The 24,468-nt window shown below is 35.6% G+C and carries 17 protein-coding genes and 1 tRNA gene; 5 read left to right on the forward strand and 13 right to left on the reverse strand.

Going from position 1 to position 24,468, the window contains the following annotated elements; all coding sequences use genetic code 11:
• Nucleotides 1-209: 209 nt before the first annotated feature.
• From scpA to RLT85_RS09820, 8 genes are all read right to left on the reverse strand, one after another.
• Nucleotides 210-2,336, reverse strand: coding sequence for a methylmalonyl-CoA mutase (gene scpA, locus RLT85_RS09785; RefSeq protein WP_311401855.1), 2,127 nt, complete (start codon nt 2,334-2,336; stop codon nt 210-212).
• A 101-nt stretch (nt 2,337-2,437) separates the two neighbouring features.
• The gene (locus RLT85_RS09790) at nt 2,438-3,802 is read right to left on the reverse strand and encodes a methylmalonyl-CoA mutase subunit beta (RefSeq protein ID WP_311401856.1); all 1,365 of its coding nucleotides are present in this window, start codon (nt 3,800-3,802) and stop codon (nt 2,438-2,440) included.
• Complete coding sequence (locus RLT85_RS09795) at nt 3,799-4,125, reverse strand: FtsB family cell division protein (RefSeq protein ID WP_311401857.1); 327 nt, start codon at nt 4,123-4,125, stop codon at nt 3,799-3,801. Before RLT85_RS09795 ends, RLT85_RS09790 begins: the two co-directional genes overlap by 4 nt.
• A gap of 18 nt (nt 4,126-4,143) precedes the next feature.
• Nucleotides 4,144-4,752 (reverse strand): uridine kinase, encoded by a 609-nt coding sequence (gene udk, locus RLT85_RS09800; protein ID WP_311401858.1) that lies wholly within the window; start codon nt 4,750-4,752, stop codon nt 4,144-4,146.
• A 466-nt stretch (nt 4,753-5,218) separates the two neighbouring features.
• A complete protein-coding gene (locus RLT85_RS09805; protein ID WP_311401859.1) occupies nt 5,219-6,418 on the reverse strand; it encodes an efflux RND transporter periplasmic adaptor subunit in 1,200 nt (399 codons plus the stop codon).
• A gap of 3 nt (nt 6,419-6,421) precedes the next feature.
• Entirely contained in the window at nt 6,422-10,771 is a 4,350-nt protein-coding gene (locus RLT85_RS09810) for a CusA/CzcA family heavy metal efflux RND transporter (RefSeq protein WP_311401860.1), read from the reverse strand.
• A gap of 180 nt (nt 10,772-10,951) precedes the next feature.
• The gene (locus RLT85_RS09815; RefSeq protein ID WP_311401861.1) at nt 10,952-11,272 is read right to left on the reverse strand and encodes a DUF6660 family protein; all 321 of its coding nucleotides are present in this window, start codon (nt 11,270-11,272) and stop codon (nt 10,952-10,954) included.
• Between the two features lie 593 nt (nt 11,273-11,865).
• A complete protein-coding gene (locus RLT85_RS09820) occupies nt 11,866-12,414 on the reverse strand; it encodes a DUF3347 domain-containing protein (RefSeq protein ID WP_311401862.1) in 549 nt (182 codons plus the stop codon).
• 1,501 nt (nt 12,415-13,915) lie between these two features.
• On the opposite strand from RLT85_RS09820, the gene RLT85_RS09825 reads away from it, so the two are divergent.
• Nucleotides 13,916-14,380 (forward strand): hemerythrin domain-containing protein, encoded by a 465-nt coding sequence (locus RLT85_RS09825; protein ID WP_311401863.1) that lies wholly within the window; start codon nt 13,916-13,918, stop codon nt 14,378-14,380.
• A gap of 106 nt (nt 14,381-14,486) precedes the next feature.
• Here RLT85_RS09825 and RLT85_RS09830 read toward each other — a convergent pair whose 3' ends face one another.
• On the reverse strand, nt 14,487-15,374 hold the full coding sequence (locus tag RLT85_RS09830; protein ID WP_311401864.1) for an arsenite methyltransferase: 888 nt from the start codon (nt 15,372-15,374) through the stop codon (nt 14,487-14,489).
• A gap of 48 nt (nt 15,375-15,422) precedes the next feature.
• A complete protein-coding gene (locus RLT85_RS09835; protein ID WP_311401865.1) occupies nt 15,423-15,752 on the reverse strand; it encodes an ArsR/SmtB family transcription factor in 330 nt (109 codons plus the stop codon).
• 828 nt (nt 15,753-16,580) lie between these two features.
• Here RLT85_RS09835 and RLT85_RS09840 point away from each other — a divergent pair.
• Both RLT85_RS09840 and RLT85_RS09845 read left to right on the forward strand, forming a co-directional pair.
• Nucleotides 16,581-17,036 (forward strand): hypothetical protein, encoded by a 456-nt coding sequence (locus tag RLT85_RS09840; RefSeq protein ID WP_311401866.1) that lies wholly within the window; start codon nt 16,581-16,583, stop codon nt 17,034-17,036.
• 490 nt (nt 17,037-17,526) lie between these two features.
• Entirely contained in the window at nt 17,527-17,709 is a 183-nt protein-coding gene (locus RLT85_RS09845) for a DUF1328 family protein (RefSeq protein ID WP_311401867.1), read from the forward strand.
• A 186-nt stretch (nt 17,710-17,895) separates the two neighbouring features.
• Here the strand turns inward: RLT85_RS09845 and RLT85_RS09850 are convergent, their stop codons facing one another.
• Nucleotides 17,896-18,858, reverse strand: coding sequence for a universal stress protein (locus RLT85_RS09850; protein ID WP_311401868.1), 963 nt, complete (start codon nt 18,856-18,858; stop codon nt 17,896-17,898).
• A gap of 420 nt (nt 18,859-19,278) precedes the next feature.
• Nucleotides 19,279-19,352: transfer RNA gene (locus tag RLT85_RS09855), tRNA-Pro, on the reverse strand.
• 477 nt (nt 19,353-19,829) lie between these two features.
• On the opposite strand from RLT85_RS09855, the gene RLT85_RS09860 reads away from it, so the two are divergent.
• Together RLT85_RS09860 and RLT85_RS09865 are read left to right on the forward strand one after the other, a co-directional pair.
• Nucleotides 19,830-21,053 carry a multidrug effflux MFS transporter gene (locus tag RLT85_RS09860; protein ID WP_311401869.1) on the forward strand — a complete coding sequence of 408 codons (1,224 nt, stop codon included), beginning with the start codon at nt 19,830-19,832 and terminating at the stop codon, nt 21,051-21,053.
• 115 nt (nt 21,054-21,168) lie between these two features.
• Nucleotides 21,169-23,118, forward strand: coding sequence for a heavy metal translocating P-type ATPase (locus RLT85_RS09865; protein ID WP_311401870.1), 1,950 nt, complete (start codon nt 21,169-21,171; stop codon nt 23,116-23,118).
• A gap of 174 nt (nt 23,119-23,292) precedes the next feature.
• Here the strand turns inward: RLT85_RS09865 and RLT85_RS09870 are convergent, their stop codons facing one another.
• The gene (locus RLT85_RS09870; protein WP_311401871.1) at nt 23,293-24,222 is read right to left on the reverse strand and encodes a sterol desaturase family protein; all 930 of its coding nucleotides are present in this window, start codon (nt 24,220-24,222) and stop codon (nt 23,293-23,295) included.
• Between the last annotated feature and the right edge of the window lie 246 nt (nt 24,223-24,468).

A 24,468-nucleotide genomic window follows, 5' to 3' on the forward strand; every position in this document is an offset into this window, starting at 1 on the left:
TAATTTTGATACACCATTAGAAATGATGGAAAAACTTTTGTTTAACTCAAAAGTTGCGTTTATTACTTGAATCTAGCCCTAAATACTAGAACATAGATTGAGAATAACCATTTCATCCTAATCGAGTTGAATTCTTTCAAGCGAACCTTCTTCTGAATGGCAAGTCTACATCAACTATTGCCTAGGAACAAAAGTCCCCGAGTTCCGATTTAAGCCACAGAATCAATCAAAATATCCAGTATTTGAATTGCTGCATCACTAATTTTGGTACCCGGACCAAAAACAGCAACCGCTCCCGCATCAAATAAATAGTCATAATCTGCCGAAGGAATAACTCCGCCTACAATTACCATAATATCTTCTCGGCCCAATTTTTTAAGTTCTTCAATTACTTGCGGCACCAAGGTTTTGTGTCCAGCAGCAAGAGAGGAAACTCCCAATACGTGCACATCATTTTCTACAGCTTGTTTAGCTGCTTCTTGTGGCGTTTGAAATAACGGACCTATATCTACATCAAAGCCGACGTCTGCATATCCTGTAGAGACTACTTTTGCGCCACGATCGTGACCGTCTTGTCCCATTTTTGCAACCATGATTCTTGGTCGGCGACCTTCTAAATCGGCAAATTTATTTGCTAAATCTTTCGCTTTGCTAAACGAAGAATCGTCTTTCATCTCTTTACTATACACGCCGCTAAATGATTTTATTTGTGCTTTATACCTGCCAAATTCTTTTTCTAGCGCATCGCTAATTTCGCCAATACTCGCGCGTTCTCTGGCAGCTTCTACCGCTAAAGCTAATAAATTTCCTTCACCTGTCTTTGCAGATTGCGTTAAATCCTCTAGTGCTTTGCTTACTTTCTCTTGATTTCTAGTGGTTTTTATTTCTGCTAAACGTTTAAGCTGCTGTTTTCTGACCGTTTGATTGTCTACTTCTAGCGTTACGATAGGATCTTCCTTGTCTCTACGGTATTGATTGACCCCAACAATAATGTCTTTTCCGCTATCAATTCTTGCTTGTTTTTTGGCTGCTGCTTCTTCAATGCGAAGTTTTGGAATTCCGTTTTCAATCGCTTTGGTCATTCCGCCAAGCTCTTCCACCTCTTCAATAAGTTTCCAAGCTTCCTCCATAATATCTTGGGTTAGCTTTTCTACATAATAACTTCCTGCCCAAGGATCTACCGTTTTGGTGATCTGAGTTTCATCTTGGAGATACAACTGCGTATTTCTTGCAATTCTTGCCGAAAAATCTGTAGGTAAGGCGATGGCCTCATCTAAAGCATTGGTGTGTAAACTCTGGGTTCCGCCAAAAGCTGCCGCCGAAGCTTCTATACAGGTTCTCGCTACATTATTAAAAGGATCTTGCTCTGTTAAACTCCACCCGCTAGTTTGGCAGTGTGTTCTTAAGGCGAGGGATTTTGGATTCTTCGGATTAAATTGTTTTACTAATTTTGCCCACAACATACGAGCAGCACGCATTTTGGCAACTTCCATAAAATGGTTGAGTCCAATGGCCCAAAAGAATGAAAGACGAGGTGCGAAAGAATCAATATCCATTCCTGCGTCTAATCCTTTACGGATGTATTCTAGCCCGTCTGCCAAAGTATACGCCAATTCAATATCACAGGTGGCACCCGCTTCTTGCATATGATATCCAGAGATACTAATGCTATTAAATTTTGGCATCTTTTTAGAAGTGTACTCAAAAATATCAGAAATAATTTTCATGGAAGGTGTGGGAGGATAGATGTAGGTGTTACGCACCATAAACTCCTTAAGAATATCATTTTGAATGGTTCCTGCTAATTTTTCAGGCTGTACACCTTGTTCTTCCGCAGCGACGATATAAAACGCCATAATGGGTAAAACCGCACCATTCATCGTCATGGAAACCGACATTTTATCGAGCGGGATTTGATCAAATAAAACCTTCATATCTTCAACCGAATCTATTGCAACTCCAGCTTTACCCACATCGCCTACCACGCGATCGTGATCACTGTCATAACCTCTATGTGTAGGCAAATCAAAAGCGACGGAAAGTCCTTTTTGGCCTGCTGCTAGATTTCTCCTATAAAAAGCGTTACTTTCTTCTGCGGTAGAAAACCCAGCATATTGCCGAATCGTCCACGGCCGTTTTACATACATGGTAGAGTAGGGGCCTCTTAAGTAAGGCGGAATTCCTGCTGCAAAATTTAGATGATCTACCTCTTCTAAATCTTCTTTTTGATAGGCAGACTTTAACTCAATGTTTTCTGCAGTAGTGTAAGTGCTGCTTTTTACATCTTTATTGGGTTTATTTTTTAACTCTATATGTTGAAGGTCTTTTCTTTTCATAGTAGACTTCTTTTTTAGATAGCTTTTGGGTTGATAAAATTTAGTTCATCTAAAGTTTAGCTTTCAGCAGAAATTTTTTCAGCAGGATAACACGCGTATCACTATTCTTTCTTTAATCGTTCTTGTTCTAAGGTTTCTGCTAAACGTCTTTTAATGATAGGAGGGAGCAAAGTTTTTCTTTCTTTCTTCTCTAAAAATGGAGAATGCTCCAAATCATTTTTCATTTTATCCTCTGGATTTTCGTATTTATTGGTTCCTACCAAAATAGATTTTCCAGCATTAAATTCTTCTTGTTCCTTTTGAGCGGCTTCTTTTATTTTTCGCTGAATAATTCCTTCTTTTAGCTGCACTAAAAATCCGCCTCCTTTCTCCATACTTTTAAAAAGTGCTAAAGCTTTTTCGGCCAGTTGTTGCGTAAGATCTTCTATGTAATAGGTGCCATCTGTAGGATTGCTTACTTTGTCAAAATGACTTTCATTCTTTAATATAAGTAATTGATTTCTAGCGATTCTGCTTCCAAATTCATTTTCTTTATGAAAAATCTTGTCGTAAGCCAGATTACAAATAAAATCAGATCCTCCTAAAATAGCACTCATACACTCGGTGGTAGTTCGCAGTAAATTAACGTTGTAATCGTAAATAGTCTTGTTACGATCTGAAGGATAAGTCAGTATTTCAATTTCTTCTGGTAGTTGATATTCGGCAGCTAGGCTAGCATAAAGCTGTCTCAGGGCTTTAAGTTTAGCAATTTCAAAGAAATAGTTTGAGCCTACTGCCACTTTGAAGATAAGTTTCTGTGTTTTTAGAACTTTGAAATGCTGATTAAGGTATTCATTGGCGTGCGCTAAAGCATACGCCAATTGTTGCACCATATTAGCGCCTGCATTTTGGTAAATACTTGTATCTATGCTTATATGAGCTGTCAAATTTGAAGTATGCGCTAAGATATAATCTAAAGCTTCTTGATCATTTTTTAAGGAATGAAACCAATTTCCAGTGGCTGCAAGTTCTCCTATAGGATCAATTCCTATACGGATTTGATGTTTATTTCCTTTTAAAAATTCCGAGAAAGTGATGATATATTTGGGATTAACAAACTGAAATTCTACATAAATAGGTGTATGTTCTAAGTCTATATTTTTTAAGATTTCAACCAGATTAACCGATTCACTTTCAATCACTAACCATAATGATTCTGAACCTTTACTTAAACTGTAGTTAATATCATCTACAATCTTATTAGAATCACTCACCATTAATTTTTCAACAATATTCCAATCCTGCGGACTTGCAATGGAAGGCTTGTTTTGTAAATCCTCTTGATGGTAAAAAGGTTTAATGTCAATTCCTTCTGGAGTATGTGTGATCAAACTTTCATAGTTAGCTCCTTTTAAATCAACTTGTATTTTTTGTCTCCATTCTTTAGCGGTTACCGCCTCAAAATCTTTCATTAAATTTTTTGTCATGGCTTATTTTTTGGAGTGCTATCGTATTCTATAATATAGATTTCTTCATCTTCTTTTTTCATAAAATATTCTTCGCGAGCATATCTTTCTAAAGCAGAAGAATCATTTAATCCGTTAATGATGGTTGTATCGTGAGTGATTTCAGCTCTATAAAAGGCTTTATTGTCTTTGAGCTCATTTATATCTTCATTTAATTCTTGATGTACCAACCAAGAATTACTGTCTAGAAACAGCATCCAGACGCCAAAAAGCAATAAAATAAGCACATATTTATTGCTGATGATGCGAAACCATCTATTTTTTAAAAGCGCTTTAAGACCCATAAGAGCGAAGATACAAAATTAGTCTAAACGCTGTCTAATAATTGTTTGCACAATATCAACAGCCACGGTGTTGTAACGGTTGTAAGGAATAATGATGTCTGCATATTCCTTGGTAGGCTCAATAAACTGCTGGTGCATAGGTTTTAAGGTGGTTTGATAACGATTAAGCACCTCGTCAATATCTCTGCCGCGTTCGTTAATATCTCGTTTTAGTCTTCTTATCAAACGCTCATCACTATCTGCATGAACAAATATTTTGATGTCACACATCTTTCTCAATTTGGGATTGGTGAGAATAAGAATCCCTTCAACAATCATTACTTTTTTTGGCACTGTGGTGATGGTTTTTCCTGTACGATTGTGATCTACAAAAGAATACACGGGCTGCTCTATTGAATTTCCTTTCTTTAATTCCTTCAAATGGCTTACCAGCAAGTCAAAGTCGATGGATTGCGGGTGATCAAAATTGATCTGTGTACGTTCATCATAAGAAAGCTCGTTCGTCTCCCGGTAATAAGAGTCTTGCGAAATCACAGCCACTTCTTCGTGTTGCAATTCTTCTACAATGGTATTTACAACAGTTGTTTTACCACCTCCTGTACCGCCTGCAATTCCTATAATAAGCATAATTTATCCTTTGTGAATTCGCAAAATTACTATTTTTAGGAAGCAATTCTATATTTTTTTATAGATAATGCCATATTTATAGTTTGATAAGAATTTTAATAGCGCTTTCGCGGAATAAAATGCAGCCGTAAAACCCTTCCATCATTCCTTCGGAATGCCATACTTGGACCAAGCTCAGCACAGGCTCTTCCCTTATTAAGGGAAAGAGCTTTTTAAAATTTTTATAATTCCCAAAACTCTAAGTAATTTATTATTCTTTCTTATTTACTTCTTAATACAGTAAAAACATGAATCAAAAGCTCCCCTCCTTAAGCAAGGAGGGGTCTTTTTTACTTGTAAAAAAGGGGGTGGATATGAGAACCCTTCTTTCATCACTGGTATCTTGACTCCCGGCCAGAATGAATTCTTTCTGGCTGGCGCTCGATATGACATTTGAAATCTAAAAATAGATTAAAACTCCAGTAAATTAATGACTATGCTCTGCATCTCCTTTTTTAAGTTCGGCCATCAGGTAATAAGCGTTGTTAATGGCAAACTTAGCTGTAATTTTTGGTTTTTCTAAAAATTTAACCGCAATCCAATCACCTTCCTTATTAGAAGTTCTCACTTCTAATGGTTTAAAACTCCAAGCATCTCCTTCTCGTTCTGCCGTAAAGACATAAGATTTTCCTCCCTCTTTGGCTATTGCAGTTACTGGAAAAGCTTGTGTTTTGTTATTTTCTACTTCAATACGACCCTGAATATACATTCCTGGAAGAAGATTATCGTTTTTGTTATCAATTTCGGCGTGTACGTGAACCGCTTTGGGATTTTGCTCAAAAGTTTTTCCTACGGAATATATCTCGGCTGTCAACTCTTCTCTAGGAAGCGACTGAATAGAAAAACGTATCTTTTGTCCTTTTTTTACTTTATTCACATCCTTTTCAAACACCATTAAATCGGCGTGAATGTGATGGGTGTTTACAATCTCAAACAAGCTGGTTTGTGGTTCTACATATTGTCCGGTTTTAATTTTGACGTCTTGTACAAAACCTTCAATCGGACTTTTAAGCGCTATTTTTTGATAAATAGTTCCGTTTTGTACCCCTGCGGTAGAAATATTTAATTGCTTTAACTGAGCTTTAAGTCCTTGCATCATCGCCTTAGCAGCCTTGTAGTCTGCTTCTGCTTTCTGAAAATTCATACCAGAACCCACGCCGGCTTTATACAATTTCTCTTGGCGCTCATATTCCTTTTTTAAATATTCACTATTGCTGTAGGCATTGAGGTAATCGGTTTGTTTTTGTACGATGTTGGGGTGCGACAAATATGCCACCACTTGGTTTTTTTTCACTTGTTCTCCTTCAATCACCTCAATAGACGCAATGTTAGAACCCATAACCGAAGTGATTACAGCTTCATTTTGCGGCGGAACTTCCAACTCTCCGTTGGCTTCCACAAAACCGCTCATATTCCGTAAAGAAATAGTATCTATTTTCATTTGTAGCGCCTCAAACTGCTGCGCGCTCAGCATCACTTCTTCTTCGTGATTCCCTTCATCAGTATTTTTTTCTTCTTTTCCTGAAGTAGAATTGTGCTCATCTTCTTTTGACTGCTCTTGACAGCTTATAAGCGCAAGAATCAATACAAGAATTACAGGAAATTTATATAAAATTGATTTTTTCATAATTTAATTTTTAAAATATTGTATTTCAAAGCTTTGTGTAAGATAGTTTTCTAAAGCAGTCATCGCATCCTGCTCAATTTGGATGGCATCACGCATCATTTGAGTAAACCCGGTATAATCTACGGCTCCTTCTTTATACGCCAATAATGCGCCTTTGCGTTGCTCTTTGGCTAAAGGCAGACTTTCATTTTTATAAAACCGCCAAGTATTTTGCCATTTTTTATAGGTTTCCCAAGATTGTAAATAAGTGCTTTTTAATTGACTTTTAGTAAACTCAGCTTCTGTGGTTGCAATTTGCTGATTGATTTTTGCCGTTTGAACTCGGTTTTTCTCTGTTCCAGAAAATAACGGAACTGAAATTCCTGCTTGGTAACTATAAAAATCGGTGGAACCATTTACTTTTTGCCAACCTCCCTGAAGATTTAATTTAGGCAAGCGGTCGGCTTTTGCTGCTTTGTATTCTGCTTTAAAAGTTTCTATTTGTTGTTGCGAAGCTTGATATTCGGGATGATTTTGCAACTCAAATTCTTTTCCTATTAAGGCAACATCTTCATCTTTAAACTGAAGCGGAACGCTATACAACTCATCAGCCATCAGCCAGAGATTAAATTGCTGCAAACGCACCAAATAATCTTGCTTTGCTTGCTGCAACTTATTTTGAATCTGCAAAGCCTGATTTTTCGCCGAAGCAAAAGTCAGTCTAGAAATAGCTTCCAACTCATAATTAAGTCTTACTGCCTCAGCGAATTTTTGATATACTGAATCTAACTCTTTATATAAAACGAATTGCTTTTGTGCAATATAAACAGATTTCCACGCTTGCTGCACTTCTTTTTTCACTTCCAATTCCGTGAGTTGATAGGCAATTTCGGCTAACTTCACTTGTTGTTCAGCCAATCGTTTTTTAGCGGAAATCCCAAAGAGATCAATCCCTTTTTGTCCTAAACCTACCAAAGTGTAAGTGCCACGCTCGCTAGAAATTTCCTCGCCTCCCGTAAAAATTTCAGTTGTACCAAAATCATAGGCTAAGGAAGAAAGTTGCTTTTGTTTTTCAATCGCTAACTGACCTGTTTTCAATAAAGGATAATTCTTTTCAGCCAAATCTAACGCCTCTTTTAAGGTAATCACTGTTAAAGAATCTTCTTTTTCTAGCTTTCGCTGAATTTGTGCCGAACTCCATTGAGGAATAGCAATAGCGCCGAGAAGTATTGCGGTAGCGACTATATTCTTATTAATTCTTACTCTTTCTGCTCGTTTTTCGATCCACTGGTAAAATATAGGTAAAATGAACAAGGTAAGTAGAGTGGAAGTGATAAGACCGCCAATTACTACTGTCGCTAATGGACGTTGTACTTCGGCCCCCGCAGATGCGGAAATCGCCATTGGTAGAAAACCGAGAATATCTGTTAATGCAGTAAGCATAATCGGTCTAATCCTTCTTTTGGTTCCTTGAATTATTCTATCTTTTAGATTGGTGACGCCTTCTTCCTTAAGTTCATTTAAGCCGCTAATCATCACTAATCCGTTAAGAACGGCAACCCCAAAGAGAACAATAAAACCTACGCCTGCCGAAATACTAAACGGCATATCCCGCAACCACAAGGCAAAAACACCACCAATGGTCGCCATAGGAATGGCAAAATAAATCATTAAGGTTTGCGAAAAAGATTTTAAGGCGAAGTAAATGAGTATAAAAATAAGGATTAACGCAATAGGAACAACCGTTTGCAACTTGTTGCTCGCACGTTCTAGATTTTCAAAAGCACCTCCATAACGAATGTAATATCCCGGCGGAAGCTCAAACTCGGCATCCAAAATGGTTTTTATTTCTTCTACGACCGATTTTACATCCCGATCTCTGATATTGATTCCCACATAAGTCCTTCTATTGGTATTATCTCTACTAATTTGCATAGGTCCCGGCTCATAATCGATGTTGGCCAATTCGCGTAGCGGAATTTGAGTTCCGTTGGCAAGTGGGACAAATAAGTTTTTAAGATCGTCAATATTCTGTCTATTTTCCTCTTTTAACCGAACCACCAAATCAAAACGTTTTTCCCCTTCAAAAATAACACCTGCGTGGCCACCAGCAAAAGAAGCTTGCACCAAACGATTAAGCTGATTAATGTTTAAGCCATAACGAGCAACTTTATAGCGGTCATAATCTATAGTAATTTGAGGAAGACCGCTGGTGGCTTCCACTTTCATGTCGGCTACACCACGAACGTTTCCAATAAGCTTACCCATTTCTTCAGCTTTGCTAGATAAAATTTCTAAATCTTCTCCAAAGAGTTTAATGGCTACATCTTCTCGCACTCCAGTTAGCAATTCGTTAAAACGCATCTCTATAGGCTGAGTAAATTCATAATTTACTCCTGGAAGCATACTTATAGATTCTTTAATCTTCTCTACTAATTCTTCTTTAGAGCTGGCTGAGGTCCATTCAGCTTTAGGTTTTAAGGTCACAAATACGTCGGCTATATCCATAGGCATAGGATCTGTAGGTACATCGGCAACGCCAACTCGGCTAATGACATGTTTTGCTTCGGGAAATTCAGCTTTTATCATTTGCTCTATTTTGGTAGTGGTTTTGGTAGTTTCGGTTAAGGAACTTCCAGGTTTTAAGATGGCGTGAAAAGCAATATCACCTTCATCCAACTGCGGAATAAACTCTCCGCCCATACGAGTAAACATAAAAATGGTCACCGCAAAAAGACCTACAGCAATGCCAACAATAAGTTTACTTTTATTAAGCGATTTGGTTAATAAACCTTCGTATTTATTCTGTGTAGCGAGAATAAATTTATCTCCGTAAGACTTCTTGGATGTTTTTGGAGCTCTTAAAAACAAAGCAGAAACCATAGGTACGTAGGTAAGACATAACAGCATCGCACCAATCATCGCAAAGATAAAAGTGAGCGCCATTGGCTGAAACATTTTTCCTTCCACGCCTTCTAAAGCTAAAATGGGTAAGAATACAATAAGAATAATGAGTTGCCCAAAGAATGCGGCATTCATCATTTTTTTAGATGATGTTGAGGCGATTTCATCTCGCTGTGAAGAAGTAAGCTTCTTCTTTTTATGAATCTGACTGTATAATAAAAAGACGGTACTTTCTACAATAATCACGGCACCATCTACAATAATACCAAAATCGATAGCTCCCAAACTCATGAGGTTGGCCCAAACGCCAAACGCATTCATCAATATAAAAGCAAAAAGCAAAGAAAGCGGAATGGTGGAGGCCACGATTAGTCCGCCGCGCCAATTTCCTAGTAATAATACCAAAACGAAAATAACTATAAGTCCGCCTTCTAATAGGTTATTTCTTACTGTTCCTGTGGTCTCGGCAATCAATTCACTACGGTCTAGAAAAGGTTCTATATAAACTCCCTCAGGTAAGGATTTTTGGATTTGTTCTACCCGCTGTGTCACTTCTTTAATCACGTTGTTGGAGTTAGCTCCTTTTAACATCAACACCATTCCACCAACGGCTTCGCCTTTTCCGTCTTTAGTTAATGCACCATAACGCACAGCGCTACCCATACTTACTTCTCCTATATCTCTTATTTTAATAGGAATGTTATTTTGGGTTTTTACAACAATACTCTCGATGTCTGCTTTGGTTCTCGCCAAACCTTCTCCACGAATAAAGTTTGCTTGGTGGTTACGTTCTATATAAGCGCCGCCTGTATTTTGATTGTTGTTTTCTAATGCGGTATATACTTCGGAAATACTCATTCCAATGGCTCGCAAATCTTGTGGATTTACGACTACTTCGTATTGCTTTTTGTTTCCCCCAAAGGCGTTTACTTCAATCACGCCGGGAACCATCGCCATTTGTCTGCGTACAATCCAATCTTGCATGGTTCGTAGCTCGGTGAGAGAATATTGATCTTTAAATTCTTCTTCTACTTCTAATGTGTATTGATAGATTTCTCCGAGTCCGGTGGAGATTGGACCCATTTCGGGCTCTCCAAAACCTTGCGGAATTTGTTTTAGAACTTGTGGCAGTTTTTCGCCTACCAATTGCCGCGGAAGGTAATTTCCCATATCGTCATCAAAAACAATGGTTACTACCGAAAGTCCAAACCTAGAAATAGACCGGATCTCTTTAACATTTGGCAGGTTGCTCATGGCAATCTCTACGGGATAGGTTACAAATTGTTCTATGTCTTGAGTTCCCAAATTGGGAGACTGGGTAATGACCTGTACTTGATTGTTGGTAATATCTGGAACGGCATCAATGGGGACTTTGGACATACTCCAAATCCCAGCACCAATGAGTACGAGGGTGAAGAGACCAATCACAAATTTGTTGTGAATGGAAAAATCAATGATTTTGTTAATCATGGGTATAAATTTTAATTCAGTTAAATCGAATTTCTAGAAATAAGCCTAAAAGTTTCGATTGAAAAAAGTTCGATTTTGATTTGAAATGTGAATAGAATCTACATATTGAAAAATCAAACGTATCAATTCCGCGAAAGCGAAATTTAAAATAAGAACATACGTATCCTTATAATTACTGAATTAAACTCGGGGAGGTTGGAGTAGTGGGTTGGTAATGTCTTTGCCAGAATTATCTATATGTGCAAATTTTTGTGTAGAAGCCTCATTATGAAGGGTTTCAAAATTGGTTACCTGATATTTAATCACATGAATGTGACAACAGTGGCACTGGCAAAAAGGAGAGCATAAATCTAAGAAATTGTCGTGAGAATGCGAATGTTGCTCTGTATTTGCTACATTTTCTACCAAATCATTAGAGAGATTTTCTTGTGCTACATCGTTGCAAGGAACGAAATTGATCCCTAGAATATAGATGGAAAATATAAGCGCGATAACTCTCAAAAAATATGATTTTTGTAAAATTACGAAATAATTAAATACAAGTATTTGAAGCAGCGTATTTTTTAAATTATTTAGGCAATCCTCTCCTAGGTAATTAGCTCTGTTCATTTTTTTCATTGATGAAAAAACGACCCAAAACCTGCCCATAGCGAAGAAGTACGTTTGGGCGGGAAATCTGGGCTTACAAAACTCTGTCTAAATTTTTTGCTTGCCTCCTAAATTTTAGGAACTCGCTATAAAAATTAATCTTTAAAGAATATTTAGGATGGCTCAAACCCGTCCGTATCGGTCCAGGCGGACAGCTTAAAATTTTACGGGCACTTCACTTCATACCTGCCCGACTTATCATTCAGGCAGGTTTTAAGATAAATTTTCGATAGGCCAAACACGAGCTTTGAAAGAAATAACCCTAAAGATTGAAAATACTGCGAAAACCACTTAAAAGAGAGCTTTCAAAATTTATTTAAAAATCGTTCAGGACGCCATTATTTCTTAGGAAAATAGTACATTAAACTTATCCAAACGCATAGAGTCAAGAACTCTGTTTAATATCTAATGAAAAATTCCAGTTTTCACGTGAATTTGGATTTGGCTTACTGGATAGTTTCTTGAATAGAACCACAATGCAACATTTTATCGCCAAAATACGGGTTCATAATTTCTTTTTCTCTGGAAAACCAAAATGCACCTTCATTATCGAACGCCATTGGGCAATATTGCTTGTAAAGTTCACCAGAAGTTATTTGTTTAGAAAAAACAGGAGCTAAGAGGGCACTAAGTTTAGAAAACGCAGTTCTTTGCACTTCAATATTATCTTCGTTTTCAGCAATTTCTTTGGCCAAATCTACTTGTGTCTCGTCCCTTAAATTTTTTAACAAGGCATTAGCCGCTTGTTTTGCCGATGTAGCGTCCGTTTTTACCAAAGCATCTTTTAAATTGAAATAAGAGTTTGCCAATTGCTCGTCCTTATCTGTTTTAAAGGTCAGTTTTGAAGTATTAGTTCTGTTTTGTTCTTCTTTTGAAGTCATTTCTTGTTCAGTCACCGTAGAATCGGAATTAGAACTTTCTGTCTTTTTATCATCTTTGCAAGCTGTAAAAGCCAATGCAGACAAGAGTGTGGTAGTAAGTAATATACGTTTCATAAGATTATAATTTAAGTTGAATATAAAATTTACGCTAAAATAAGAATTTAAGTGAATGGATGCGAGTAATAAGCTAGAAAAGAGAGGATAGAATATAGGGCATAGACTTGATTGTAACTAATCTGTAGTTTTTATTTCAAAATTTTATACTGTTGTTTAGTACCGATAATTTTAGTGAATTCTTCAATACATAAGTAAAAAGGAAATAGAATGTAGAGCATAGAAAAGAGAACGTATAAATTAGATTGATAGCAACTAGGCTGTAGAAAGTATATTAAAATATTATTTCATACTATTAAGTAGGAAAAAATCCGTAGTAAAGGAATTATTCCTATTTTTACGTAATAGAAGTAAACAGGGTTTTTTGAAATGGGGGAGTATCAAATTACTGGATATTGAAGATAAAATTGAGATTTGGAAATTAATTCTGATGCAAAACGCAAACTATTTTTGAAGTTGAATGCTATATCTTTCACACTGATTATTTTTGAAATCTGATGAGGTTGATGGTTTTTTATATTCGACATTTATGCCATTCTAAACTTGTTGTTTGTAATATTTTTTAAGCTCAAAAAAGAAAAGATTATGGGTGCAAAATGAGGCACTAGAAGACAACTATTTTCCTTCAAAAACTCATAAAAACAGCGATAGAAAAATCTTATAGTTATAAATTTGGAATAAAAAGTGGAGGCGGGCAAAGTCGGAATTAATTGTCGAAATAAGTATACACTACACCCGAACTGACATAGTGACACTAAGGTATTTTATTTTATTTGTATATAATTATAAATCAGATAAATAAGTTGTATTATTTAAAGTTATAATTTGATTAAACTTTAAAGTTTTTATTAGGAATTTATTTAGCTAAACTTACTTTTTAAGCCTAGTTTTTAAGGAATAATATCATAAATAATACACCTTAAATTTTAAAACAATTCTCTTTTTCATAAAATCTTTAATCTGTAGTTAACGTATGTAAATTTTCAGGTTTTAATTGGGCTTAATTTAAGTTTATATTGGTCTTAAATGAGTATTTCTCGAAGCATTTATTTGTTCTATTCTTCGGTTTTCTTGCCAATAAAATAGACAGATTTTGCGTTTAAAACCTAGTATTTTTTAAAGGAAATAGGTTATTTTATTCAGAAGAAATGGCGAAGTTTTGAATAAGGAGTTACGAGAAAGTTGACGTGGAAATCGAGAAAGAATTTGCAGTTCTTTAGTGAACGCTTTGCTGTTTAATTTGGAAGTCTTTTTAAGTAAATTTCAAAAATCTAAAAGTTTAAATTCGCTATTCAAGCTTTTTTTTAAAGAAAAATAATTTCTTAGCTTTTTACAATCGCTTTAAATAGTATGAATCCGAAGAGCCTATTGGTTATTATGTAGTTTTTCGAATTACAATTCTGTATATTTCAGTTTCACTAGGAAGAATACAAAAAATCAAGTTGATTTTAGAAAGTACACTTCCTATCAAATTATTAGAATAGCTTAAAACCCATTTAAAATGAATAAATTTCCGAAACGGCATGAAGCTTTAGAACCCGTGAGCGAGGAGCATTATAAAGTATTATTCTTTGGATGGAAAATTAGTGAAGGTTTGCGAAATGGTGTCGAGACTGCGAGAATTAAAGCCTACGCAGATTGGTTTAAGAAGAACTATCTAGAACCGCATTTTGAGATTGAGCAAAAGTATGTTTTTCCTATTCTAGGCTTAAATAACGTACGGGTAAAAAGAGCCTTGGCAAATCATCGCAGACTAATGCGTTTATTCAACGAAACCGAAGAAGTGAATAAGGCATTGAATAGAATAGAAGAGGAGGTAGGTCGTTATATTCGTTTTGAAGAACGCGTTTTATATAATGAGATAGAAGCAGCTGCTTCAAAAGAGCAGCTGCGAGAAATTGAAATACAGCACCAAAAAATTGATTTTTCTGATCAAGCTTGGAAAGACGAATTTTGGGCTTCTTAAGCGTGTTTTTGATGCATTTTCTTCAATATATTTCCATAATTTTTGGTAAGCTTGGTTAATGTGGATATATGTTCTTTCACTATAAAAAAATTTACAGAAACTGCTGTTAACAACATCCAGTATTGGGCTCACAAGAATTTTGAGAAGAAACTACAGCAGAGTTTTGTTGAATTTTCTGTTTTTTGGTTGCTTCTTTTTCGGCGTAGACCGTAATACTAAAGATTCCTGCTCCATTTGTATTAAAAGCTGACATCTCTTCCTTAGAGAGATATTTTTCAAGAATATCGTCTGGAATACGAATAGGTTTTTCCTTTTGAATGTTTATATTTTGGAAGCCAGCATTTTTGATTAATTCTAAATAATCAGATTTCTGAATCGCACCAGCCACACAACCGGCATACATTTCGGCATCTTCTTTTAATGCATTTGGAAGTTCGCCTACCAAAACCACATCTGAAATGCTAAAATGACCGCTAGATTTTAAGGTTCTATAAATTTCTGCAATTACTTTCTTTTTGTTGGGTACTAAATTCAGCACGCAATTGCTCACAATAACATCAGCCACGTTTTCATTAACGGGCATAGCATCAATGTCGCCTTCGCGAAACTCTACATTATTAAGTCCCAATTTTTCTGCATTTCTACGGGCTTTTTCTATCATAATGGAGGTAAAGTCAATACCAATAACTTTTCCCTCGCTTCCGGTTTCGTTTCTAGCGACAAAGCAATCATTTCCAGCGCCAGATCCAAGATCAATTACCGTATCTCCCCTTTTTATTTTGGCAAATTCCGTAGGAAGTCCGCAGCCCAAGCCTAAATCGGCATCCTCTACATAGCCCTTGGTTTGGGAATAATCGTCCATCATAATATTGTAAACTTTGTTGGAAGGCGTGGTTGCGCCGCAGCAAGAAGAAGCATTTAAGGTCTTTTCTTGTTCCGCTATTTTCGTATAGCGTTCTTTCACGATATCCTTTAATTCTTGTTCATTTTTCATAAGTATATGTATTTATTGCCAGGATTAGATGGCTTATGTTTTTATTTTCTAACAGCAATCAGGTTCTGGAATATCTTGGTCTAAAAACTGATGCATCACCTCTTTCATTGCGGTCCAATTTTTAAAATCTATACAGTAGCAAACCCTCGTTCCTTCAATATTTCCTTTAATTAAGCCTAATTTTTTTAACTCTTTTAGGTGCTGAGAAATGGTGGGTTGCGCCAATTTTATTTCGTTTACCAAGTCCCCGCAAACGCATGTTTTAATAGTGAATAAATGTTGCAAAATGGCTACACGTGCTGGATGCCCAAAGACTTTTGCGAAAAGAGCAATTTCATTCTGTCGTTCTGTAAAAATTTCTGTTTTAGATACTCCCATATTTAATTCATTGTTATATTGCAATATTACGATGAATAATTTAATTCGTATATTTTTTTCCGGATTATTTGTTTTCAATAAATCGTAAAATAGGATATTAAAATTTAAAAGTGGAAGTATTTCCTTAGCAGAAAATGCTTTTTCTGGTTATACTAAGTCGGACGCACAGTGTTTATAATTTTCTGATTAAAGGTTGATTCTATACCATTTAATAGTTTCTTTTAGTAATATCAATGTCCAAATCAAGCTTTAAATTTTTATTTCTTCTTATTTTGATTTAGATATCTGATAGTGAGATATTTTAAATGAATTTTTAGGGTCTTGGTGGTTTTCTCTAATTGTGGACTTTCCTGAATCGTCTGAAATGAAACAAAGGAATTATCAGAATGATTACGAGCCTTATTTCCTGAAGGAACTCTTTCAGGCCGGCGCTCGGCGACTTTACCAATAGCCTTGTATTCTGGACACTAAACGAAAATGTAAATGAATATTCGCTAAAAAATCAGAAGATATTGAATTCAAGAATAACTATAATTTTGTATACTTAGAAGATATTAAAAGATACAGAAAGCAGCAAAACTGCTAACAAAAGATAACCTATGAAACACCTCAAACTAAATTTTGGAGATATAGCGCAGCCAGAAATTCTTTAATATGACAAAGAAGTTGAAAAAGCCTGCATTCATATTTGCAAAACTTTGAATATTGATAATATGCCAGACTATGATTCAAAAACACTATTTTGAATTACAGCAGGGGGAATTTAAGAAAAAAGTAGTCGTATGCGAAAATAAGTTAAAAGTCGGAGACAGAATTTTTTAAGATTTCTTGATCAAAAAATTTGACGCCGATACTAATAATGTGTTGTTTGTTTTTAAAGGAGAGGTCTTAACCGATACCGTTCATTTTTCTGACTATAATCAAACCAAGGTTTTGCACGCTATACAGGATGATGTGCTTAGTTTCGAAAGAAATATGCGGCAATACCTCTTTCTTAAAAACTTTAGAAACGAGGATATCTTAGAGTATTTTAAATACCGAGCTGGAAAAAATGAAAGCTCTAGAAGATTTTATGAAGGTAAACTTCACCGCTTAGAGAAACGTAAAGATGAACTTACTCAACTGGGAGAATTTCAGATGTTTGACCTCAAAGACTTATTGGAGTTTGGAAACGATTCTCAGTCTCATCATTTAATTGGGTATTCCAAGATAGATTTGCAGGGGAGAAGTGTGTATGAATCGACTTTGGTGAATAGTTTGAGAAATATGGCAATGCACGGATAGAACCCTGCGGAGCTAGATGAAGAGACCTGGGTATATTCTATAGAAAGTCTAGAATATTTATTTGAGGGTTTAAAAGCTTTGGAAACTTTTACCAATCGCATAGAAAAATTAATCGCAGACCTTGAAAATTACCAAAAATCGGTACGCATGTATAATCGGAGTAAGCTAGAATTCATACATCAACACCATCCCAAAGCTTTAAATTACTTTATATCGAATTAGAATAAGAGAATAGAAGGGGATAGGAGTTGTTATGAGAGCAACAAAAGCTATGGCATGTGGCTTCGATACAATTTTCTTTTGAAAATCACTCAGCCACCGAGCTCGATTTTTGGAATTTAAGGTGATTGAGTGCTTGCTTTTGCAAGTGTATCGAAATCTTCGGATTATGGTTTCGATTGTTTTTCTAGAATTAGTTTTTTGACCATCTGTCTTGTTAAAAAAGCATAGTAATAAATATAAATATTATTAGAATAATGTATTTTTAATAGTGAACTTAAAACTTTCTATCACGTTAAAATGGCTTGTAATTTGTATTATCATTTCTATCGTAGCTGCAATTTTTGGATTTGGTGGCATCTCTGAAGCGGCAGCAGGAATCGCTAAAATTATATTTGTGGTATTTATTATTATCACAATAATTGTCTTTCTGGTCTTTAAAAAGATTTTCTAAAGAGTAGTATTTAGTGAACTGGACTAGGACTTCGATACAATTTTCTCTAAAAAATAATATAGCTACCAAGCTCGACTATTTGAATACTGGTTTTTGAGAGTGTATTGAAATCTATGGATTATGATTTCAATATATTTTTCTTAATCTAGTGAAGAAAAATAGTCGAACATACCATAATTAAATTTCCTATTTTACAAACTCAGGTTTAATCGTCATTACGGGAATCTTCAAATTTCTAAATACATTTGCTGTAGTAGATCCCACAAACATACGAGCTAACTTACTGTGACCATGGGTGGCAATAACAACCAATTGTCCGTTATTTTCGGCATAATCGACTACCGCTAAATGTGCTGAAGCTCCTTTTTTGATCACTATTGAAATGTCTGCGGTATTTCCGTCTTTATCCTTTATTTGAAAAGCGCCACTGGACGATTTTGGCTCTTCTTTTATCCTAAGTTTTGAATTCTCCTTCTTAGTATATTCCTTTAAACCCCTAAGAATATAGCCTTTAATCGCTTCATCATTATGTGCATAAGGGATAAATTCACCCATCATAGGATTGGTGAAATTAGTTTTGGAAACACTTACTAATTCTACCTTAGCATTTCTTTTAATTGCTAGGCTATGAGCAAGAGGAAGAGCTTCAAACGAAACATCAGATCCATCTGTAGGCACAATAATAGTTTTTAAATTGGTATCACTATTCTTTAAAACACTCCATATGGGCGTATGCGAAATACGCATCAATTTTTCGGTTACGCTACCTTTATTAAATATAGAATGTCCTTCTCCCCGAGAGGCAATCATAATTAAATCATAGTTACCTTCTAGGGCACAAGCTTTAATTTCATCTGCTGCGTTTCCGAATTTTAAAATAGTTTTACCTCTATGGGCTTCAGAAATATTATTTTTAAATTCGGTCTCTAACTTTTCTTTCTTGCCTTCTAGATATCTTTTTCTTTGTGATTCATCTACAGGTTGCGTTACTAGCGGAATATCTGCGGAAAAATATGCAGGCTCATGAAGAATATGAACTAAATCTATTTTAGAATCAAAATCTTTAGCCATTTCTTCTGTAAAATCATATACTGCCGAGGCATTATCAGAAAAATCGGTGGCTACTAAAATTTTTTTAAAATTGGACATAATTAAGAATTTTAATGAATTTAACATCAATAATTACTCAAAGCTACAAATTTAAGTAGGCTTATTATATGATAAATATCATATTCTCGGACTTGTAGATGAGTTTACGTATGAATGTAGGAGTAATTCCGCACTTATTCGGAATATTGTTATGTACTTCATTAAAAAATTAAGATCATACACTGCTGGCGTGCAAGTGTATTGAAATCTTCAGAAATATAGCTTCGATACAATTTTCTTTAGAAAATCACTCAGCCACCAATAGGGGATGGAGTGCTCGTTTTTACGAGTGTATTAAATTTTACGGTACATGCTTTTATATGAGCGTTTACTTTCATCGTAAGTATTTATCGAATTTTAATGAATCCTTATTTCAAATAAAAAATGATTTAGCCCAAGGCTAAATCATTTTCCGTTAAGTCGGGATGACAGGATTTGAACCTGCGACCCCACGCCCCCCAGGCGTGTACGCTACCGGACTGCGCTACATCCCGAATTTATATTTACAACAAAATAGTTTAATTTTAAACTAATTAATCTTGATCAAATCTACACTTTGCGTAGTGCAGTTTATCCTGAGCTGCCACCCAAGGAGCATGCCTGCATTGAGCGCAGACGAAATGTCGAAGGGCTACATCCCAAATTATTTAAGTTAGCAAATATAGGAATTTTGGTTTGTAATTTTCAAGATTAAAAAGCTTTTTCAAAAAAATGTATTTGGAGATATCTAGTTTTGTTAATTGAAGAGTTTTTTATGAGAATCTGAGCCAAATAAAAAGTACAACGAGAAGTATAAAGCAATATGTTATTATCTTTTATACAGTTAAGAAATCCGTAAAGTAAAGACTTAAAAATATTAACAAATAAAATTAACTGACTGTAGAAAATCAAGAATACATAGTCAACATTAATTAAATGTTAAATGAAAATTATAGTCTTTAAATGAATTGAGATTGCTCGAAATTTGCAAAATGCAAGAAAATTTTTCCGTCCGAGATCCTAAGCGCGAAAGGGTAATTTTACTAGTACTGGGAACACTTATCGCTTTAGGTCCGTTTTCTATAGATATGTACTTACCTAGTTTTGAAAGTATAGCCAGAGAATTTGTGGTGAGCAAAAAGGAAGTCGGTCTTTCCCTTACCACATATTTTATAGGAATTGCCTTAGGACAGTTAATTTATGGTCCTATTATGGATAAATTCGGTAGAAAAATACCGTTATTAATAGGCTTAGTGGTTTATTTTATCGCTGCTATAAGTTGTGCTTACTCTCCAAGTTTAACGTGGTTGGTGGCTTCTCGGTTTTTTCTAGCTTTAGGAGCTTCAGGAGGAATGGTAGCTGCAAAAGCTGTGGTGAGAGATATTTTTCCGCCAGAAGAAGTAGCGAGAGCCATTTCTTTTTTAATGCTCATTATGGGCGGAGCTCCAATTATTGCACCTACCGTGGGCGGAATTGTAATTACGCACTTTTCGTGGCACGTCATTTTTCTAATTCTCTCCGTTTTCTCCTTACTGATGTTTTTTAGTGTTTATCGTTTTCTGCCAGAAAGTATTGTTCCAGATGCTTCCGTAGAGCTTAAAATGGGAAAAGTGCTAAAAAAATACTACGGAATTTTAACCAACAAAGTATTTCTTACTTTTTCGATGGCAGGAAGTTTTACTATTGGCGCTTTATTCGCCTATATCTCGAATGCCCCAATCTTGTTTATGGATAATTTTAATTTGTCTGAAACTGAATTTGGTTGGCTTTTTGGATTAAATGCAGGCGGACTTATTGTTGGCTCACAGCTTAATAGGCTGGTTTTGAAAAGGTACACTACGTTTCATGTTTCTAAGGTTATTAGCATTTTGCTTGTGGTTTTGGCGCTGCTTTTAATTGGCAATAGTTTATGGTATTCTAATTTCTACTTAACGGTAACCAATTTATTTTTAATTTTATTCCTCCTAGGTTTTCAAAACCCAAATACTACGGCATTGTCTCTTTATCCTTTTACAAAAAAAGCGGGAAGAGCTTCTGCCTTAGTTGGAAGTTTAAAAATGGCCATGGGGGCTGTAGCTTCCTTTATCATTAGTAGTTTTGACACTACAAATATGCTACCTATGGCTATTGTAATTTTTGTTTGCTTGCTTTCGAGTTGTTTTTTTATCTTTAGATTTCAAATTAAAGAAAAGAAGATAGTGTTGCAAATGCAATAAATACTTTGTATTCCGAAAGACCTTACAAGTTTTTGAGGCCTGTGAGATTTAATATTTATAAATTTTCGGGTTTCATGAATAAAAACGGCATTCAACATAATTTTTCGAGGCATAGATGATAAAAAAGAAGAAAAACATTAGAGATTTAGACGTAGAGAAACACTCGGCTGAACATGCGCACGACGATGGTCATAGTCACGATGGCGAAGAAATAAATTTTAAGAGCTACCTGCCTGCCATAATCAGTTTTGTCATGTTAATTGTGGGAATTGCACTTAGTTACTTTAAAGTGCCATTTTTTAAAGGCTGGGTAGAAATTGTCTGGTACATAGTCGCCTATACTCCTGTAAGTTTTCCTGTGTTAAAGGAAGGTTGGAAGAGTATTTTAAATGGGGATTTCTTTACGGAATTTTTACTGATGTCTATCGCTACCATCGGCGCATTTGCCATTGGCGAATATCCCGAAGGAGTCGCAGTAATGTTGTTTTATGCTGTGGGCGAATTGTTTCAGAATGCAGCCGTTAACAGAGCAAAATCAAATATCAAAGCCTTACTTGATGTAAGACCGAATGAAGCTTTGGTGTACCGAAATAAAGATTACACTTCCGTAAATCCCGAAGCTGTGGAGATTGGAGAGAAAGTTCAAGTTCGGGTGGGAGAAAAAGTTCCGTTAGACGGAATCTTACTTTCTAAAAAAGCTTCATTTAATACCGCAGCTTTAACTGGAGAAAGTAAACCAGATTCGGTTGCAAATGGCGAAAAAGTATTTGCCGGAAGCATTAATTTAGAAGGCGTTATTGAAATTGAAACTACCAAAGCGTTTAAAGACAGTTCTATTGCCAGAATTCTTGATATGGTTCAAAATGCCACCGCAAGAAAGTCCAAGACCGAATTATTTATTAGAAAGTTTGCACGAATTTATACGCCTATTGTAGTATTTCTAGCTATTGCCTTGACGTTTTTACCATATTTCTTCGTGGAAGATTATGTTTTTCAGGATTGGTTATATAGAGCTTTAATTTTCTTGGTAATTTCTTGTCCGTGTGCCTTAGTGATTTCGATTCCGTTGGGTTATTTCGGCGGACTTGGAGCTGCTTCAAAAAATGGAATTCTATTTAAAGGCGCCTCATTTTTGGATGAAATGACCAAAGTAACTACGGTAGTGATGGATAAAACCGGAACCGTAACTAAAGGGGTTTTCAAGATTAAGCAGATAGAAGCTATAGATAGGGAAGAGGCAGAATTTATGAAATACCTCATGGCGATGGAAGAGCAATCTACGCATCCTATTGCCAAAGCTATTCTAGAATATAAAGCCGAAGGGGAAGATTTTGAGGCCACCAATGTTTCCGAAGTAGCAGGAAAAGGATTGAAGGGTACGGTGAATGGTAAAATTGTTTTAGTCGGAAATAAAGCCTTGATAACCTCCAATAATATTGAAGTTCCGAAGGAAACAGATAGTATTGTAGAATCTATCGTTATGGTTTCTATAGAGAACAAATTTGCGGGTTACGTGATTATTGCAGATGAACTGAAGGAAGATGCCCACCAAGCGATTAAACAAATTAGAAAGTCGGGGATTTCAAAAATAATGATGCTTTCAGGAGATAAAGATTCCATCACGCAGCAAGTAGCTAAAGAATTGGGAATAGATGCTGCGAAAGGCGGATTGCTTCCAGAAGATAAATTAACTGAAGTAGAAAAACTGATGTCAGCAGATCATAAAGTTGCTTTTATTGGAGACGGGATTAATGATGCCCCAGTATTGGCTGCAAGTGATGTAGGGATTGCGATGGGCGGTTTAGGAAGTGATGTAGCGATTGAAACCGCAGATGTCATCATACAAACAGATCAGCCTAGTAAAATTGCAATGGCCATAAAAATAGGTCGTTCTACACGGCATATTGTTTGGCAAAATATTGGTTTAGCCTTCGGAGTAAAAGCTATTGTTTTAATCTTGGGTGCTGGAGGATTAGCTACTATGTGGGAAGCCGTTTTTGCAGATGTTGGCGTTGCTTTACTAGCAATTTTAAATGCCGTGAGATTGCAAAAAATGAAGTGGTAAATAAACAAGAGCCTAGAGATAAGAAGCAAGAGACAAGAAACAAGAAAAAGATACAAGACTTATTTGTAACTAACTATTTTAGAGTAGAAATGTTTTTATCATTTCTATAAATTCATATTAAAAAATCTGTTAGCCCTAGGATCAACAGGTTTTTTATTGTGATGATAGCATTTGCTAGGCTGCCATTTTCTCTTCTTTCATCTTTTTTCGTATTTGTTTTACGGTAAGTGTACTTCCATCGTGGCTCCATCCTGGAGGCCCAAAAGCATACATAAATTTGTCTCCCCAGTTTTTGGATTTCTTCATATCTGTCCAAATGTTTTTATATTCGTGCGTTAAAATCACAAATATATTGTAGGAGTTGGGAGGTGCGGTAACTCCATATTCAATATCTACAGAATCATCTAATTCTTTCCAGGTGCCAAAAATCCGATCAAAAATATTAAGAAAGCCTCCGTGATTTTTATCCATATATTCAATATTCCGAGAATGGTGGACTTGGTGCATGGTGTGCGTATTCATAAAGCTTTCTAGAAATCCTAAATTTTTAATGTATTTAGTGTGTAATTGAAATTGCCATAAAGCCTCAATTCCTAAACAAACTACAAGCATTTCTGGAGGAAAACCAATCATTACAATCCATACATAAAAGAAAGGTTTGTAAAAAATAGTAAACCAACCATTACGCACCGCAGTTCCTAAATTAAAATTGTCTGAAGAATGATGTACAATATGTGCCGCCCATAAAAAACGCACCATATGGTTTTGTCTATGAAACCAATAATAGGCATAATCATCTAATAACATACAGATGATCCAAATGTACCAGGCATAACCGAAAGATTCGTAGCCCATAATATTGGTACGAACTCCATCTACCAAAGGATTAAATAGGTCATAAGCAACACTAAAAACCAAAATCATACCAACGGTCTTTACAAGTGCGCCAACCACGGCAGATCCTATTCCAAGCGATACACTAGATAGCAGGTCTTTCCATTTGTACAGATCTTTGTTACCTGAATTTTTACTGTAGGTAAGCTCCAAGGCGATTAAGCCTAAAAAGCAAGGAACACCGTAAACTAAGGGGTTAGTAAAATCCATGAATTAATTATTTTAAGTAGAAGAAATTTTTAAACGCCGCTAAATTACATAAAGTAGGTTTTATAAAAGCTTCCAGCGGGTTAAATCTTTTATTCTAAGTAATCGTTTAGTTTTAAAGGATACTAAAACATCTTTATAAGTATTATTTAGAGTTTGATAAAATAGATTCTCTTGATTTTGGCTTCCGCGGAAGTGTTTTATAGTTCACAGCGTAATTATTATATAACGGGAAGTATTTATGTTTTC

Source organism: Mesonia ostreae, from assembly GCF_031845265.1.
Taxonomy (GTDB): Bacteria; Bacteroidota; Bacteroidia; order Flavobacteriales; family Flavobacteriaceae; genus Mesonia; species Mesonia ostreae.